General features: G+C 66.7%; 17 protein-coding genes. 3 read left to right on the forward strand and 14 right to left on the reverse strand.

Going from position 1 to position 15,536, the window contains the following annotated elements; translation table 11 throughout:
• On the forward strand, positions 1-401 hold a 401-nt coding region (locus QRO93_RS18380; protein ID WP_285304313.1), incomplete at its 5' end, for a hypothetical protein.
• A 9-nt stretch (positions 402-410) separates the two neighbouring features.
• Here the strand turns inward: QRO93_RS18380 and QRO93_RS18385 are convergent.
• The 6 genes from QRO93_RS18385 to QRO93_RS18410 form a co-directional block, all read right to left on the reverse strand.
• Positions 411-1,106 (reverse strand): OmpA family lipoprotein, encoded by a 696-nt coding sequence (locus QRO93_RS18385; protein ID WP_008267948.1) that lies wholly within the window; start codon positions 1,104-1,106, stop codon positions 411-413.
• Positions 1,107-1,245: 139 nt separating this feature from the next.
• Positions 1,246-2,661: a deoxyribodipyrimidine photo-lyase gene (locus QRO93_RS18390; RefSeq protein ID WP_180879856.1), complete on the reverse strand. Its 1,416-nt coding sequence runs from the start codon at positions 2,659-2,661 to the stop codon at positions 1,246-1,248.
• Between the two features lie 88 nt (positions 2,662-2,749).
• Positions 2,750-3,364 (reverse strand): inorganic diphosphatase, encoded by a 615-nt coding sequence (locus tag QRO93_RS18395; protein ID WP_180879858.1) that lies wholly within the window; start codon positions 3,362-3,364, stop codon positions 2,750-2,752.
• 10 nt (positions 3,365-3,374) lie between these two features.
• Positions 3,375-4,742 (reverse strand): metallophosphoesterase family protein, encoded by a 1,368-nt coding sequence (locus tag QRO93_RS18400; RefSeq protein WP_180879860.1) that lies wholly within the window; start codon positions 4,740-4,742, stop codon positions 3,375-3,377.
• Entirely contained in the window at positions 4,739-5,854 is a 1,116-nt protein-coding gene (locus QRO93_RS18405; protein WP_180879862.1) for a phytase, read from the reverse strand. The genes QRO93_RS18400 and QRO93_RS18405 overlap by 4 nt, the downstream gene beginning before the upstream one ends.
• Positions 5,854-8,367, reverse strand: coding sequence for a TonB-dependent receptor (locus QRO93_RS18410; RefSeq protein ID WP_219626257.1), 2,514 nt, complete (start codon positions 8,365-8,367; stop codon positions 5,854-5,856). Before QRO93_RS18410 ends, QRO93_RS18405 begins: the two co-directional genes overlap by 1 nt.
• Positions 8,368-8,571: 204 nt before the next feature.
• On the opposite strand from QRO93_RS18410, the gene upp reads away from it, so the two are divergent.
• A complete protein-coding gene (gene upp / locus QRO93_RS18415; RefSeq protein WP_049457648.1) occupies positions 8,572-9,204 on the forward strand; it encodes a uracil phosphoribosyltransferase in 633 nt (210 codons plus the stop codon).
• Between the two features lie 126 nt (positions 9,205-9,330).
• Here the strand turns inward: upp and QRO93_RS18420 are convergent, their stop codons facing one another.
• Both QRO93_RS18420 and QRO93_RS18425 read right to left on the reverse strand, forming a co-directional pair.
• Positions 9,331-9,744 carry an SRPBCC family protein gene (locus QRO93_RS18420; protein WP_322535738.1) on the reverse strand — a complete coding sequence of 138 codons (414 nt, stop codon included), beginning with the start codon at positions 9,742-9,744 and terminating at the stop codon, positions 9,331-9,333.
• Positions 9,725-10,150: a helix-turn-helix transcriptional regulator gene (locus tag QRO93_RS18425; RefSeq protein WP_230078992.1), complete on the reverse strand. Its 426-nt coding sequence runs from the start codon at positions 10,148-10,150 to the stop codon at positions 9,725-9,727. Before QRO93_RS18425 ends, QRO93_RS18420 begins: the two co-directional genes overlap by 20 nt.
• Positions 10,151-10,209: 59 nt before the next feature.
• Here QRO93_RS18425 and QRO93_RS18430 point away from each other — a divergent pair, with 59 nt between their 5' ends.
• Complete coding sequence (locus QRO93_RS18430) at positions 10,210-10,503, forward strand: PsiF family protein (protein ID WP_053511883.1); 294 nt, start codon at positions 10,210-10,212, stop codon at positions 10,501-10,503.
• Between the two features lie 84 nt (positions 10,504-10,587).
• Here the strand turns inward: QRO93_RS18430 and QRO93_RS18435 are convergent, their stop codons facing one another.
• The 6 genes from QRO93_RS18435 to rsmD all read right to left on the reverse strand — a co-directional run bounded on the left by QRO93_RS18435 (position 10,588) and on the right by rsmD (position 15,402).
• Positions 10,588-11,475: an MBL fold metallo-hydrolase gene (locus QRO93_RS18435; RefSeq protein ID WP_053449400.1), complete on the reverse strand. Its 888-nt coding sequence runs from the start codon at positions 11,473-11,475 to the stop codon at positions 10,588-10,590.
• Between the two features lie 120 nt (positions 11,476-11,595).
• Positions 11,596-13,326 (reverse strand): gamma-glutamyltransferase, encoded by a 1,731-nt coding sequence (ggt, locus tag QRO93_RS18440; protein WP_180879866.1) that lies wholly within the window; start codon positions 13,324-13,326, stop codon positions 11,596-11,598.
• Entirely contained in the window at positions 13,323-13,604 is a 282-nt protein-coding gene (locus QRO93_RS18445) for a YfhL family 4Fe-4S dicluster ferredoxin (protein ID WP_004153175.1), read from the reverse strand. The genes ggt and QRO93_RS18445 overlap by 4 nt, the downstream gene beginning before the upstream one ends.
• A gap of 131 nt (positions 13,605-13,735) precedes the next feature.
• Positions 13,736-14,227 (reverse strand): hypothetical protein, encoded by a 492-nt coding sequence (locus tag QRO93_RS18450; RefSeq protein ID WP_006433096.1) that lies wholly within the window; start codon positions 14,225-14,227, stop codon positions 13,736-13,738.
• A gap of 60 nt (positions 14,228-14,287) precedes the next feature.
• On the reverse strand, positions 14,288-14,797 hold the full coding sequence (gene coaD, locus QRO93_RS18455; protein ID WP_006433094.1) for a pantetheine-phosphate adenylyltransferase: 510 nt from the start codon (positions 14,795-14,797) through the stop codon (positions 14,288-14,290).
• A 26-nt stretch (positions 14,798-14,823) separates the two neighbouring features.
• Positions 14,824-15,402: a 16S rRNA (guanine(966)-N(2))-methyltransferase RsmD gene (gene rsmD, locus QRO93_RS18460; RefSeq protein WP_053449398.1), complete on the reverse strand. Its 579-nt coding sequence runs from the start codon at positions 15,400-15,402 to the stop codon at positions 14,824-14,826.
• Positions 15,403-15,536: the final 134 nt, after the last annotated feature.

Consider the following 15,536-nt stretch of genomic DNA (forward strand, 5'->3'; position numbering starts at 1 on the left):
AGTCGAGCATGGCTCGACTCTACAAAAGCGAAAAAGCACGCGGTCATGCGGTGTGCCCAGCAACGCTCGGCACCCACAAAAATGCCGCCTGCAAGGGCGGCATTTTCGTTCCGGCGGGCAGACTTCCGGTAGATGCCGACCTTGGTCGGCACTGCACGCAAACGCAGCGAACGGGAACGCTATCGGCGTGCCGAGCAAGCTCGGCACCTACGGAAAATGCCGCCTGCAAGGGCGGCATTTTCGTTCCGGCGGGCAGACTCCCGATAGGTGCCGACCTTGGTCGACACTGCACGCAAACGCAGCGACCGGAAACGCTGTCGGTGTGCCGAGCAAGCTCGGCACCTACGGAAAATGCCGCCTGCAAGGGCGGCATTTTCGTTCCGGCTACGCCGGAACCGTAACGCTACGCGTTACTGCTTGAGCGGAATCACGCGGATCTCGACGCGGCGGTTCTTGGCGCGGCCGGCATCGGTGCTGTTGTCGGCAATCGGGTACGACTTGCCGGCGCCCAGCGTTTCAATGCGCACGCTCTGCACACCCTGGCCGATCAGGTACTGTGCAACCGAGTCGGCACGCTCCTTCGACAGGCGGTTGTTGACCGCGTCACTGCCGATGCTGTCGGTGTGGCCAACCACTTCGATCATGGTCTGGTTGTAGTCGCGCAGGGTACCGGCAACGCCGTTGAGCGAACCATAGAACTGCGGCTTCAGCGTCGCCTTGCCGAAGTCGAAGGTGATGCCGTCCGGCAGGTTCAGCATGATGTTGTCGCCCTGGCGCTGCACATCGATGCCGGTGTTGGCGGTGCGCTCGCGCAGTGCGCGTTCCTGGCGATCCTGGTACTGGCCGACAGCGGCGCCACTGAGTGCGCCGATACCGGCGCCGATCAGCGCGTGCTGGCGGCGCTCGGTGGCGCTGTCGCCGGTCAGCAGGCCGGCAGCCACGCCGATGGCGGTACCGATCAGCGCGTTGCGGCCGGTGCGGTTCTGCTGCTCGGTCGGGTTGCCGTACTGGTCACTCTGCACATAGGAGCCGCCGGTGGCGCAGGCCGACAGGACGGCCGCACTCATCAGGGCCAGTGCGACGTTGCGGGTGGTGTTGCGGATCATGGGGTTCTCCTTGGTTTCCGGTCGGCCGGCGGCTTGCGGGCGCAAAGAGAATAAACAGCCCGATGCGATGCCGGAATGATGATGCAGCACGCCGACAGGGCCGCGTTCAGCTATCTGACCGGATCGCTCAGCTCGCGCTTTACCCCGCCCCCGACTGGCGGTAAGCGGCCAGTGCGGCATCGCGACCCGCCGCCAGGTCCACCAGCGGCGTACGCGGATAGCCAGGCGCATGCGCCTCCAGCAGCAGCGGGTGCTGCCACGGCGCGAAGCGTGCCTTCAGCGGCAGCGCAGCCAGTTCCGGCACCCAGCGCGTGATGTAGCGCGCCTGCGGATCGAACTTCTCGGCCTGGGTCACCGGATTGAACACGCGGAAGTACGGCGCGGCGTCGGCGCCTGTTCCGGCCACCCATTGCCAGCCCATCGTGTTGTTGGCCAGGTCGGCGTCGACCAGGGTGTCCCAGAACCAGCGCGCGCCATGCAACCAGTGCGCACGCAGGTGCTTGCACAGGTAACTGGCCACGATCATCCGCACCCGGTTGTGCATGTAGCCGGTGTGCCACAGCTCGCGCAGGCCGGCGTCGACGATCGGCACGCCGGTGTCGCCACGCTGCCAGTCATGCAGCTGCGCAGCGCTCGGATCTGCCCACGGGAAGCGATCGAAGCGCGGATTGAGGTTGTCGGTTGGCGTCTTCGGGAAGTTGTGCAGCAGGTGATAGGCGAAATCCCGCCAGCCCAGCTGTCGCAGGTAGCCGTCGATATCGGCGTCGGTGCCGGCGCTGCGCAGGCCTTCCAGCGCATGGGCGATGCGCCATGGCGCGATCTCGCCGAAGTGCAGGTGGGGCGACATCCGCGACGTTCCCACGCGATCCGGCAGGTCGCGCTGCTCGCGATAGCCGCGCAACGCACCGTCCTCGAACACCGACAACGCCTCCAGCGCGCCGGCCTCGCCCGGCTGCCAGTGCTCCCAGAAACCGGCATCCCAGTCCAGCGCTGGCGAAAGCCGCAGCTCATCCAGCGCGAGGCTGTCGACCGGGTGCGCTGTCAGTACCTTCGGCACGGCCGTCAGCGCCGGCAGGCGCCAATGACTGAGTACGTTGCGCCAGTACGGAGTGAATACCTTGTACGGTTGGCCTTGCTGGGTCGCGATGTCCCAGGGTTCGAACAGCAGGCTGCCATTGCAGCTCTGCGCATCGATGCCCTGCTCGCGCAGCGTGCGCTTGATCTCCGCGTCGCGCGGCTGGGTAGCCGGTTCGTACTTGCGGTTCCAGTACACCGCCTCGGCGCCGGTCTGTTCGACCAGCGCCTGCAGCGTCGCCAGGCTGTCGCCACAGCGCAGCACCAGCGACGAGCCGCGCGAACGCAGGTCGGCATCCAGCGCGGCCAGCGAACGGTGGCGCCACGCGTCGGAGGCCGCGCCCGGCACCCACTCACCTTCCTCGTGCGGCGCGTGGATGTAGACCGGCACCACCTCGTGGCCCGCCTCCAACGCGGCCTGCAGGGCCGGATTGTCCTGCAGCCGCAGGTCACGACGGAACCATAGCAACGCTACCGACACATGCACCGCCTTCGATATGGAAGGCGCACATGATAGCCAGCGACGGTGAAGGTGATGCGTGGGCGGGGCATCCACGCATCGCGTGGATCTACCGGTTGAAGCGCTGCATCGCCTCGCTGATCAATGCCCGTGCTTCGGCAGCGTTGCCCCAGCCATTGAGCTGCACCGGGTTGCGGCCTGCCGGCAGGTCCTTGTAGACCCGGAAGAAGGCCTCGATGCGCTGCCGTTCGATCTCCGGCAGATCGGCCAGGTCGCGGATGTTGGCGTAGGTCGGGTCGACCTTGTCGGTGGGCACGCCGATGATCTTCTCGTCGTGCTCGCCGCCATCGATCATCTTCAGGTAGCCGATCGGCCGGAAACGCACGATCACCCCCGGATGCAGCGGCTCGCGGGTCAGCACCAGCGCATCCAACGGGTCATTGTCACCGGCCAGGGTACGCGGCATCGAGCCGTAGTTGGCCGGATAGGCGACCGGCATCGACTGGAAGCGGTCCACATGCACCAGCCCATCTTCCTTGATCTCGTACTTGGTGAAGCTGCCGGCAGGGATCTCCACCGCCAGGTTCGCTTCCTGCGGGGCCTGCTTCGGCTGGGCCACCAGGAACGGATGCAGCACGGCATCGGCGGCGGTCACCGCACTGGCCAGCAACAGCAGGGCAGTACCGATGGCAGCAAGGGGAAGGATGCGAGAGGGAGTGGTCATCGGCGTGCGCTCATTCCCAGCACCGGTCGGCGCGACCCTTGGCGGTCTGCGAACGGGGGCAGTCGCGCGGCGTGACGCGGCCGTCGGTCAGTTCCGTTCGCGTCTTGCTGCCCTTGGCGTCACGCTGCAGTTCGAAGGCATCGTAGAGACGGCCTGTCACCGTGCGCGCTTCATAGCGCAGGCGCTGCGGGTCGACGTTCAGGACCTGGAACAACTGGGTGTCCTCGGCCACCGGATCCATCGTCCTGCGTGCTTCGTCGGAAAGGCGGTACTGCTTCGGCCCAGCCACGGTCACCACGTACTGCGGCGTCGCAGCGTGTCCTTCACCCCGGCGGCCGTAGGTGTGATCGTGCCCCTGCAGCACCAGATCGACGTTGTGGCGGCGTACCACCGGCAGCAGCACGTCACGCAACGCGGCGTTCTCGCGGCCTTCGCGCGGCGAGTAGAACGGCTGGTGCAGCAGCACGAGGGTCCACGGCTGCGGATTGCCGGTCAGCACCTTGTCCAGCCACTGCGCCTGCGCCTTGGCCGTACCCAGGTCGAGTGCCGAGGTGCCATCGACCACGGCCACGCGCACGCCCTGCGCATCGAACCAGTAGCTGGTCTGCTGCGCTGCACTGGCGCCGTTGCCCGGCAACGCGAAGGTCACCGGCCAGTGCTTGCCCAGCACGCGGCGCTCCTGCGGGGTGTCCTCGAACTCCTCGAAGTACTCGTGGTTGCCGATTGCCGGCGCCACCAGCGTTTCCTGCGCCAGCCAGCCGGTAGCCGCAAACCATTCGCCCCACTCGCTGTCGTCCATGTTGTCGCCGCCGCTGACCAGATCGCCGGCAAACAGGCTCATGCGCGCCTGCGGTGCCGCCTTCTGCGCAGCACGCACGACCCGGCTGACATGGCTCACGTTCTTGTTCTGGGTGTCACCGAAGTACAGCAGGGTCAGCGGCTGGTCGGCGGCCGCCAGCGTGCGCAGCTGGTTCCACGCGCTCCAGCTGCCATTGCCCTGCACGCGGTAGACGTACTGGGTATCCGGCTGCAGGCCGCCGATGTCGGCACGATGGTGATGCGACAGCCCGTTTTCGGTCTGCAGTGCGCGCGTCGTCGCACGCACCTGACGGATGCCCTCGATGGCCGGCGAATCTGCAGCCAGCGCGATCTCCAGCAGTGGCGCCTGCACGCTGCCATCGGTACGCCAGGCCACGGCGAAAGCGTGGCTGGGATCAGCCGACGGCGAGGCGACGATGCGGTCCGGCACCGTCGTCGCTGCGTAGTGGCGGCTGCCCGCCGGCACCTGGGTATTCGGCTCGGCCGCCGCGAACGACAGCGACGGCAACGCCAGCATCAGGCCCAGCGCCAGGCCATGCATCATGTGACGCCCGCTCATGCGCCACACTCCAGCGGCAGCGCGAGCTGCTTGGCGATGCTCTCCCAGTCGAACGCCACCACGCCCTGGTCGTCATGCACCGCATACAGCGCACCGTGCGGGAACCGCGCACTGGGCTGCTGCATCATCCAGATGCCATCGGTGTTGGCCACGGTGTTGCCCTGGAACGCGCCCACCGGCTTCAGCGTGTGACGATCGAACAGGTGGAACACGCTGCGCTGCTTGCCCTGCTCGGTGGTGATCCACCAGCCGTCCTTGCCACAGGTGCGCAGGGTCACGCCTTCGGCCTGTGCCTTGAACACGTCGCGGCCGAAGGTGGTGCCGGTGAAGCGGCCGGCCAGGGTGTAGACCTTGAACTCGCTGGCGTAGCTTTCGTCCTCTTCGGCAATCAGCAGGCGATCGTTTTCGGGGTCGCCCCAGATCGATTCGACAACGCGCAGCGCACCGGCCTCGGTGGTATCACCGATGCTGGCCACCAGCGTCGCCTCGACCTTGGCACCGTCGCGGGTCACGTGGTACTGGCGCACGCGCTTGTCCAGTTCAGCCAGCGGCGGCAGGATGTCACGCCCCTGCGCATCCTCGCCGTTGTCCCAGGAGTCGGTGACGTAGACGCTGTAGCCATCGGCCCGGCGGTCGACCCACAGGCCGTACGGCTTGCGCAGGTCGTCCGCAGCGAACGTCGCCAGCGGGGTGAAGTCCGGCAGGCTCAGCACCTGCACGCGGTGATTGTCGCGCTCCACGATCCACAGCAGGTCGTCGGTCACCGCGATGCCGTTTGGGCGGTCGAACTGCCCCTTCGCGGTACCGCTGCTGCCAACGTCACGCAGATGCTGGCCGGTACTGCCGTCGTAGACCACCAGCTTGTCGGTGGCCTTGGCGGTGGCGATCAGCCACAGCGCTCCGTCCGGTGCACGCCAGGCCGCCGGCGAATCGATGTTGTCGGCCGGCGTCATCGGCGAAAGGAACGCCTCGGCGATGGTGGCCACCGCACGCTCGCCGGTGGCCTTCGCTGCCGTCGCGGGCGCCGCCGGATCATTGCCCGTGGCCGGCGTACAGCCAGCCGCCAGGCTGGCCATCAGTGCGGCAGCCAGGACGGTGATACCACGCCCCATCACAGTGCCACCTTCAGGCCCAGCGCGTAGGTGCGGCCATACTCTTCCATCTGCAGGGTGCGCGAGCGCGTGCCCTGGTACAGCTCAAGCGGCTTGTCCAGCAGGTTCTGCGCTTCGAAATACATGCTCACGCGCGAGGTGAACTTGTAGTCCAGCGAGAAGTCGAGCTGGGTGTTGGGCGCCACGTAGATGTCGAACGCGCGTCCCTTGCCGATGCTGTCCAGGTACTCGCTGCGGTACACCGCCGCCAGCCGCGTGCTCAGGCCGTACTTCTCATAGCCGACATGCGCGCTGTAGACGTGCTTGGAGGCGCGCGGCAGGGTGAAGTCTTCGCCCGCACGATCCTTGATGCCAGCATCGAACGTAGTGTCGAGCCAGGTACCGCTGGCACCGACCAGCAGCCCGTCCAGGCCGGCCGGCAGGAACGCCAGCTGCTGCTGCCAGTTGAATTCCGCACCGCGCACCGTGGCCTTGCGGCCGTTGATCGGCTGGGTCACGTCGAAGCCGCCATAGTCCGGGTCATTGGTGCGCACGGTTTCCACGATGTAACCGTCGATCGACTTGTGGAACAGGCCCAGCGACACGATGCCGGTGCTGCCGATGTACTTCTCCACCGACAGATCGATGTTCTTCGATTCGTAAGGATCCAGCTCCGGATTGCCCAACCGCACTTCCTCGTCACCGCGGCTGTAGCCCACGCGCGGCGAAATGTCACCGAACGAAGGGCGCGATACGGTCTTGTTGGCCGAGGCGCGCAGCACCCAGTCGTCTGCGGCGTCGTAGCGCAGGTGCAGGCCCGGCAGCACGTTGGTGTAGCTGCTGTTGGCCACGCGCGGGGTGACGGTGAAGCTGCGGCCGTTGGCCGCCACGTCCACCTGGTTGCCGGTGGCCTTGAACTGGGTGTTTTCCACGCGCACGCCGCCAATGATGCGCAGTGCGCCGATGTCCCAGGTACCCATCGCGTAGCTGGCGAAGATGTCCTCGCTGGCCACGTAGTCTTCTTCCAGCGAGGTCATTGCGTTGCCGCCAAGGTCCTGCGGCCGCGCACTGTACTGGCTGCCATTGGCCGCCCAGAACGCGCGCATCGCGGCCGAATCCATACCGTCACCCATGTTGCCGTGGCGATGCTCCGGCGAGGAGGTGGTCCAGCTCGACAGCGCCACCTTCGGGCCGACGCGCAGCTCGCTCTCATCAACGTTGACGTCGCGGTCGCGCCAGCGGCCCAGCAGGCCGATCTTGATGCTGCCGCTGTCGCCGTCGAAGCGCACGTTGACCTGCGCGCTGTGTTCCTTGTCATTGACCTGCTTGGGCGAGAGAACGAAGCGGTCGAACGCGTAGTTGCCGTTGTCCAGCCACTGCGGGTTGTCGAAGCTGTAGCTGGGCAGTCGACTGCGCTGGTCCAGGCTGCCGTTGAACGGCGCGCCGTTGAGCTTGAAGCGGGCCTCCATCTCGTCGTTCACACGCTCTTCGGTGCGGGTGTAGCCCACCTTGTAATCGACCACGGCATTGGTCAGCTTGTTCTCGCCGCCCAGGCTTGCCGCAAAGGTGTTTTCCTTCTTGGTGCGGTAGCGCATGCGCTTGTCGATCGAATCCTTCGGCATGCCATCCAGGCGGTACTGGTCGGTGCCGGTCTTGACCATCTTCGCGTCATCGAAGTTGAAGATCACCCGCTGGCGGGTTTCGGCATCGTCGAACTGGCTGTACAGCGTGCGCAGGTAGTACTTGCTGTCTTCGTTCGGGCGCCAGTCGAGGTTGAGGTTGGCACCGATGCGCTTGCGCTCGATCTCGTACTTGCGGTGCTGCAGGTTGATCGCAGTGACGTCGCCAGGCGCGGCATCATCCTCGCCGTCGTATTCCACTTCGGTGTTGTCCGACTCGAACTTGCGCTTCTGGTAGTTCACGCCCAGCGCCACGCCGAAGGTGTCGTTGAACACTTCGCTGTAGTTGAAAGCGGCCTTGGGGCTGGTCTCGCCGGACAGCTGCTGGTGGCTGCCCTCGATCTTGGCGCGCAGGCTGCGACCGTCGCGGTCGAAGGCCGAGGCCGACTCCACCAGCACCGCGCCACCAATGGCATCGCCCGGCATGTCCGGGGTTGGCGACTTGACCACGCGCAGGCGCTCGGTGGAATCGGACGGGATGACGTCCAGCGGCGCGGCGCGGCTGGAATCCTCCGGCGTGCCGATGGCGATGCCATCGACGCTGACGCTGTTGAGGTTGGCGTCCAGGCCGCGGATGACCACAAAGCGGCCTTCGCCCTGGTCACGGGTCACGCTGACGCCCGGCAGGCGCTGCAGCGACTCGGCCACGTTCTTGTCCGGGTACTGGCCCAGGGCATCGGAGGACACGGCGTCCTCGATGGCATCGCTGCTGCGCTTGAGGTCGACCGCGCGGATCTGCGATTCGAGCTGCGCACGCACTTCGATGCGGTCGAGGTCGACCGCGTCGGCGGCCACCGCGCCGGTGGCGGCAACCGCCTGCTGCCCGGCGGCCTGCAGCGGTGCAACCGCCCCCATCGCCAGGGTCAGGGTGATGGCAACGGCCAACGGAGTCTTGATATGCACTGGGAATCCCCATTCCTGTTAAGAATGGGTCTGCACGGTATGTCCGCAAGGTTGCATGGCCATGACATGGATCTGCACATTTGACGAAGCGCGGGTTTGGGTTCGGCCCACCGATCCGGCAAAATGGCGTCCTCTCTCCTTTTCCCCTTCCCGACCATGAAGATCGTCGAAGTGCGCCACCCGCTGGTGCAGCACAAGATCGGCCTGATGCGCAACGCCGCACTCAGCACCAAGGATTTCCGCGAACTGGCCAATGAGCTGGGCACGCTGCTGGCCTACGAGGCCACCGCCGACCTGGACACCGAGCCGCACACCCTGCCCGGCTGGGCCGGCCCGGTCACCGTGCAGCGCATCGCCGGCGCCAAGATCACCGTGGTGCCGATCCTGCGTGCCGGCCTGGGCATGCTCAGCGGCGTGCTGTCGCTGATCCCGGCCGCCCGCGTCAGCGTGGTCGGCCTGCAGCGTGATGAGGAAACCCTGCAGCCGGTGCCCTACTTCGAGCGCCTGACCGGTCGCCTGGAAGAGCGCGATGCGCTGATCCTGGATCCGATGCTGGCCACCGGCGGCACCCTGATCGCCACCATCGACATGCTCAAGCGCGCAGGCGCCCGCCGCATCAAGGGCATCTTCCTGGTCGCCGCGCCGGAAGGCATCGACGCGGTCAAGGCCGTGCATCCGGACGTGGAGATCTACACCGCGGCCATCGATGCCCAGCTCAACGACAAGGGCTACATCCTGCCGGGCCTGGGCGATGCCGGCGACCGCATCTTCGGTACCCGCGTCGGTTGATCCGCTGAACCGGGGTCAGAACCCTTTCGCTGCGAAGGGGATCTGACCCCAGGCACGGCATTACAACCCGGCCGCGAAGGCCTCCAGCTGGCCGATGGCGGTGTTCCAGCCGTCGAAGAAGCCCAGCTACTCATGCTGGTCGCGCAGCGCCTTGTCCGGATGCATCACCCGCGCGGTGTAACGGCAGCCCTGGCCCTCGTCCTCCATCGTGATGATGGCGGTGAAGCCCAGCCACGGTGACTGCGGGCGCCAGCCCGCGCCCAGCATCGAGGTAAACACCAGGCGCTGCTGCGGCACCACCTCCAGGAAGCTGCCCGGATTGTCACTGCTGCCGCCATCGGGGCCCTGCATGAAGGTGTGGAAGGCCCCGCCAGGACTCAGGTCGAACGCACGCACCTCGGTGGTCCACGGCTTCGGGCACCACCACTGGCGCAGCAGTTCGGGGTCTGTCCAGGCCCGCCAGAGTGCCGCGCGCGGTGCGTTCAACAAGCGGCTGATGACCAGATCGGTGTCCGGATTGCTACTTGCGTCCTCGGCCATGAGCCTGCTCCTGTCGGTGAAGGGTTTCGACGAAATCGACCATGCGGTCGGCACGCGCATCCCACAGGACGCGCTGTTCGGCCAGCCACTGCTCGGCCTGGCCCAGCCGCGCCGGCACCAGTTCGCAGGTACGTATGCGCCCCTGCTTGTGGCTGCGCACGACGCCGCTGCGTTCCAGCACGGCCAGGTGCTTCATCAGCGAAGGCAACGCCATCTGGAACGGCTCGGCCAGCATCGACACCGTGCACGGCCCCTGCCCCAGCGCGGCCACGATCGCGCAACGGGTGGGGTCGGCCAGGGCGTGGAAGATCCGTTGAATGGCGGGATCATACTTACCCATATGGCTAAGTAATACGCCGATCTGAATGCCGACGCAAGCAGGCGCGACCGGGCGGCGATTCTTCACGTGGCCTTGCGGGCCGGAAGCGAATGCTCCGCGCACCCGCCACCGCCTGGAGCACCCTGATGAAAGCCTCTTTCCTGCTGGCCGCCGTTCTTCTGGTCGGCCTGCCGCTGGCCGCCAACGCCACCACCCCGCAGCAGCAGCGCATGGCCGACTGCTCGGCCAAGAACAAGGGGCTGAAGGGCGACGCCTACAAGACCGCGCAGAGCGCCTGCCTCAGCGGCCACGCCACCGAAACCAAGGCGGTCAACCCGCAGCAGGAGCGCATGCGCAAGTGCAATGCCGATGCGGGCGCCAAGAAGCTGGCCGGTGATGCACGCAAGACCTTCATGAGCAGCTGCCTGAAGGCGTCGTAATCGTCGCGCCCGGATAGAACGCCATCCGCGCATGGCGTGGTTCTACTGCATCAGTGAAGGGCCGGGCATTGCCCGGCCATTTCATTACCCCAATGCGCGCGCCTTCAGTTCACCCTGCTCATGCAGGGTGACGAAACGACCCTTGTCATCGCGACCGAGCTGCGCCAACGCCACCTGCGGATCGTGGGTGAAGAACAGATGCACGTTGCGCGCCAGCTTGTCCTCGAGGAACTGCCGCTTCTCGTCGATCAGCAGCTCGGCGTTGCGGTCGTAGCCCATGGTGATCGGCACGTGTACCCATGAGCGGCCCGGAATCAGGTCGGCGCAGAACACCACGCCACCATGCGCGCCCTCGCCGGCATGCGCATGGCCGACGATCTCGGCCAGCATCAGCCCTGGCGTGTGGCCATCGCTGTAGCTGAAACGCACGCTGCGCCCCAACGCCTTGGAGTATTCCCCGTCCACCACTTCCAGGCGGCCACTGGCCTGCAGCAGGCCCGGCAGCTCCGGAATGAAGCTGGCCCGATCCCGCGGATGCGGCTGCACGGCGCGCTGCCAGTGCTGTGCGCCCACCACGTAGGTCGCGTTGGGGAACAGCAGCTCGGGCTCCCGCCCTTCGCTCCATGCCGCCAGCAGGCCACCGGCATGATCGAAGTGCAGGTGGCTGAGCACCACCACATCGATGTCCTCGTGTTCGAAACCGGCTTCGCGCAGCGAATCGATCAGCACGTGCTGGCTTTCCTGCACGCCATAGCGCTCGCGCATGCGCGGATCGAAGAACGCGCCGATACCGGTTTCGAACAACACCGTCTTGCCTTCCAGCGGGCTGGCAAGCAGCGCACGGCAGGCCAGCTCGATGCGGTTGAGCTCGTCCGGCGCTGCCCATTTTTCCCATAACGCGCGCGGCGCGTTGCCGAACATCGCACCGCCATCGAGGCGCTGCGAGTTTCCACGAATAGACCAGAGTTTCATGAGTCGATTATCGGCGCCGGCTCGTTAAATAATCGCTAGAAAGGAAACGGAAAACCCCGCCGTTGCGGGCGGGGTTTCGATGATCCAGCGGATTGCCGGCCAGCGGCCGGCACAACCGGATCAGCGCGCTGGCACGACCTGGGCGCTGCCCACCGGGTTGCGCGGGTCGCTGCCGCCGAACAGCGTGTTGGACTTGCGGTCCCATTCCACGGTCTGCAGGTTGCCCCACACATGGCTGGAACCGCGGCCACCGGCAGCGACGTTGCCTGGCAGGTCGATCCTGTGGCCCATCGCCTGCAGCTGCTTCACCGTGCCGGCATCGAACGCATCGTCTTCGGCTTCGATCAGGTCCGGCAGCCACTGGTGGTGGTAACGCGGCAGCGCAGCCACCTGCTGTGCGTCCAGACCGGCGTCGTAGCCGAGGATGCCCAGCAGCACCATGGTGATGATGCGGCTGCCACCCGGGGTGCCCAGCACCACCACCTTGTCGGCGTTCTCCATGAAGGTGGGCGTCATCGAGCTGAGCATGCGCTTGCCCGCCTTCGGCGCATTGGCTTCATAGCCCATCACGCCGAACGCGTTGGGCGTGCCCGGCTTCAGCGCGAAGTCGTCCATCTCGTTGTTCAGCAGCACGCCGGTGCCCTTCGGAATCAGCCCCGAGCCGTACAGCAGGTTGACGGTCTGGGTGGCACCGACGCGGTTGCCGTCGCGGTCGATGATCGAGAAGTGGGTGGTCTCGTCATCTTCCAGCGGCGTCGGATTGCCCGACAGCAGGTCGCTGGGCGTGGCCTTCTCCGGATGGATGGTGGCCCGCAGGCCCTGCGCGTAATCCTTGCTGGTCAGCACCTTCTGCGGGATCTGCACGAAGTCCGGATCACCCAGGAAGAAGGTGCGGTCGCGGTAGGCGCGGCGCATCGACTCCACCACCAGGTGGGTGCGGTGGGCCGGGTCCATCTTCTTGATGTCCCAGCCTTCGAGGATCTGCAGCATGCTGGCCAGCGCGATGCCACCGGACGACGGCGGCGGCGCCGTGGTGATCTTCCAGCCGTTGTAGTTGAAGACGATCGGTTCGCGCTGCTTCACCCGGTATCCGGCCAGTTCCTCGGCGGTCCATTTGCCGCCCGCCTGCTTCACGCCTTCCAGCAGCAGTTTGCCGGTCTGGCCCTTGTAGAAACCGTCGAAGCCACCGGCGGCCAGCCGTTCCAGCGTCTGCGCCAGTTCCGGCTGCTTGAACAGGTCGCCGGTGGCGATCGGCTTGCCGTTGCGCAGGTAGACCTCGCGGGTGCCGGGGAAGCGCTCCATCACTTCACGGCGCGAGGCATAGCCCTTGGCCATGCGCTCGTACACCGGGAAACCTTCGCGCGCGATGCGGATGGCCGGCTGCAGCGACGCCGACAGCGGCAGCTTGCCATGCTTGGCCGACAGTTCGACCAGCGCCGCAGGCAGGCCCGGAATGCCCGCCGACCAGGCGCCGTTGACCGAGCGGTCACGGTCGAGGTTGCCCTGCTTGTCGAGGAACGCCTGGGGCGTTGCCGCAGCCGGTGCAGTCTCGCGCGCGTCCAGCATCACATCCTTGCCAGTGGCCGCGTCGTGCAGCAGGAAGAAGCCACCGCCGCCCAGCCCGGAACTGATCGGTTCGACCACCGCCAGCGTGGACGATACGGCCACCGCGGCGTCGAAGGCATTGCCGCCCTGCGCCAGGATGTCGATGCCGGCCTGGGTGGCCAGCGCATGGCCACTGGCAATGGCGGCGCCGTCGGGGCGTTCGGCACGGACAGGGCTGTCGGCCCAGGCGATCGGGCTCAGCAGCAGGCCGAGCAGCAACAGCGGACGGACGATCAGCGTCTTCATTCGGATGGGGGCTCCGCATAGAGTTCGGGGTGATCGTGCTGCAGCTGGCGCAGCTTGGCCAGCAGCTGGTCTTCCGTTTCCACGATCTCCGGGTCCGGATCGATGCATTCGACCGGGCAGACGACCACGCACTGTGGCTCGTCGAAATGACCCACGCATTCGGTGCAGCGCGCAGGGTCGATCACGTAGATGGTTTCACCCATCGCAATGGCCTGGTTCGGGCAGGCCGGCTCGCATACGTCGCAGTTGACGCAGAGCTCGTTGATTTTCAGCGACATGGCGATACTCCTCGCCCGCGCCTTGGGACAAGGACCGGCCAGCGCGGGCGCGCGGGCCGGTCAGGTCATCAGCGGCGCGCTTGCGGAGCGCCGCCCGGGCCATGCCGGAGCATGGCCGCCATGGCTCGGTCTTACTTGGCTTCGACGAAAATGTACTCGGCACCGGTCGGCTGGATCGCAGCCTGCACGCGGGCGTTGTCGGCCGACTGGCCGATGAAGACGACGCGCACGCCCTTCATCGAATCCGGCCCCACGTCCTTGAACACGGCCTGGATCATGTCAGCCATCTTGCCCGAGGCCGACGAACCGAAGGCCAGCATGTTGCCCGGCTGCACGCCACGGGCCACGGCCTGGGTCGCGCTCTCGGTCTGGCGCTCGTACTTGGCCTGGAAGTCCGGGTCCGATTCCGGCGAGAGGTAGTACAGGAACGGGCTGTTGGTGATGTTGCCCATGTTCTGGATGGCCACTTCCTGCAGGTACTTCTTCCAGCCTGCATCGTCGTCCTTGGACGGCGCGACCAGCGCCTGCTTGGCTTCGTCGACCGGAGCGGCCTCTTCCTTCTTGCAGGCGGTGAAGGCCAGGGCCAACGAAGCGATCAGCATCGCGCGCATGGTGGTGTTCATGGGTTTCCTCCCGGAATGGTGCGTGGTGGTGTACGTAATGGGGTGCGGGTACAGCGGGACTTACGACTGTGCCGACTTCGCTTCGCGGACCTTGCGCAGGGCTTCGAGCACCGCGGCCGGCACGAAACCGGACACGTCACCGCCCAGGCGCGCGATCTCGCGGACCAGCGAGGACGAAATGAAGCTGTGCTGCTCGGCCGGGGTCAGGAACAGGGTCTCGACCTCGGGGATCAGATGGCGGTTCATGCTGGCCATCTGGAACTCGTATTCGAAGTCGGACACCGCGCGCAGGCCGCGCAGCAGCACCCCACCCTGGACCGAACGGACGAAATGGGCCAGCAGCGTATCGAAGCCGATGACCTCGACATTGCCGTGGTGGCCCAGTGCGCCGCGGGCCAGCTGCACGCGCTGTTCCAGCGGCAGCGCCGGGCCCTTGGACGGGCTCTGCGCCACGCCGACCACGACCTTTTCGAACAACGGCGCGGCCCGGCTCACCAGGTCGATATGACCATTGGTGATCGGATCGAACGTGCCGGGATAGACGGCAATGCGGCGGTTGGCCACGGTCATGGGCGGATGCAGATGTTCAGATGAAGTCAAAGTGTAGCAGTGGCGCGGCGGTACAGGGCAAAGCGCACCTCACGGGTGCCGCCCTCGCGGTGCAGCAGCCATTCCGCCGGCAGTGACGGGACGTGGCCGGCCGGCGATTCCAGGTACAGCCAGGCATCGGCGGCCAGGTGCCGCGGCAGCTGGGCCAGCACGTCCTGCCACAGGCCATCGGCGAACGGCGGGTCGATGAACACCAGGTCGGCCTGCTGCGCCGGGGCGCTTTGCAGCCAGCGCAGGGCATCGGCCTGGACCACGGTGACCTGGTCTACCGCCTGCAGCTTGGCGACGGCGGCGGACAGGTTGCGCCCGAGCTGGGCATCGCGCTCGACCAGGGTGGCGTGGGCGGCGCCGCGCGAGACGGCCTCCAGGCCCAGCGCGCCGCTGCCGGCGAACAGGTCGAGCACCCGCGCCCCGCCCAGCCGGGGCATCAGCCAGTTGAACAGCGTTTCGCGAACGCGGTCGCTGCTTGGCCGCAGGCCCGGCAGGGTCGGCACCGGCAGGCGGGTATTGCGCCAGCGGCCACCGATGATGCGGACCTGGCCGTCATTGCCACCACGGCCGCTCACCGGCGCCCCCGGCGGGAGGTATTCGAGAATTTCAGCATGAAGGGGATTGTAGTCGTCCGGGCGGCGCCCGGAACCCGCAGAGGCCGAAGCAACGTCAAAAGCGGGCTATCCCTGGGTTGGCGGGGGGGGGGGGG

The sequence above is a fragment of the Stenotrophomonas maltophilia group sp. Smal17 genome (assembly GCF_030237045.1).
Classification (GTDB): Bacteria; Pseudomonadota; Gammaproteobacteria; order Xanthomonadales; family Xanthomonadaceae; genus Stenotrophomonas; species Stenotrophomonas forensis.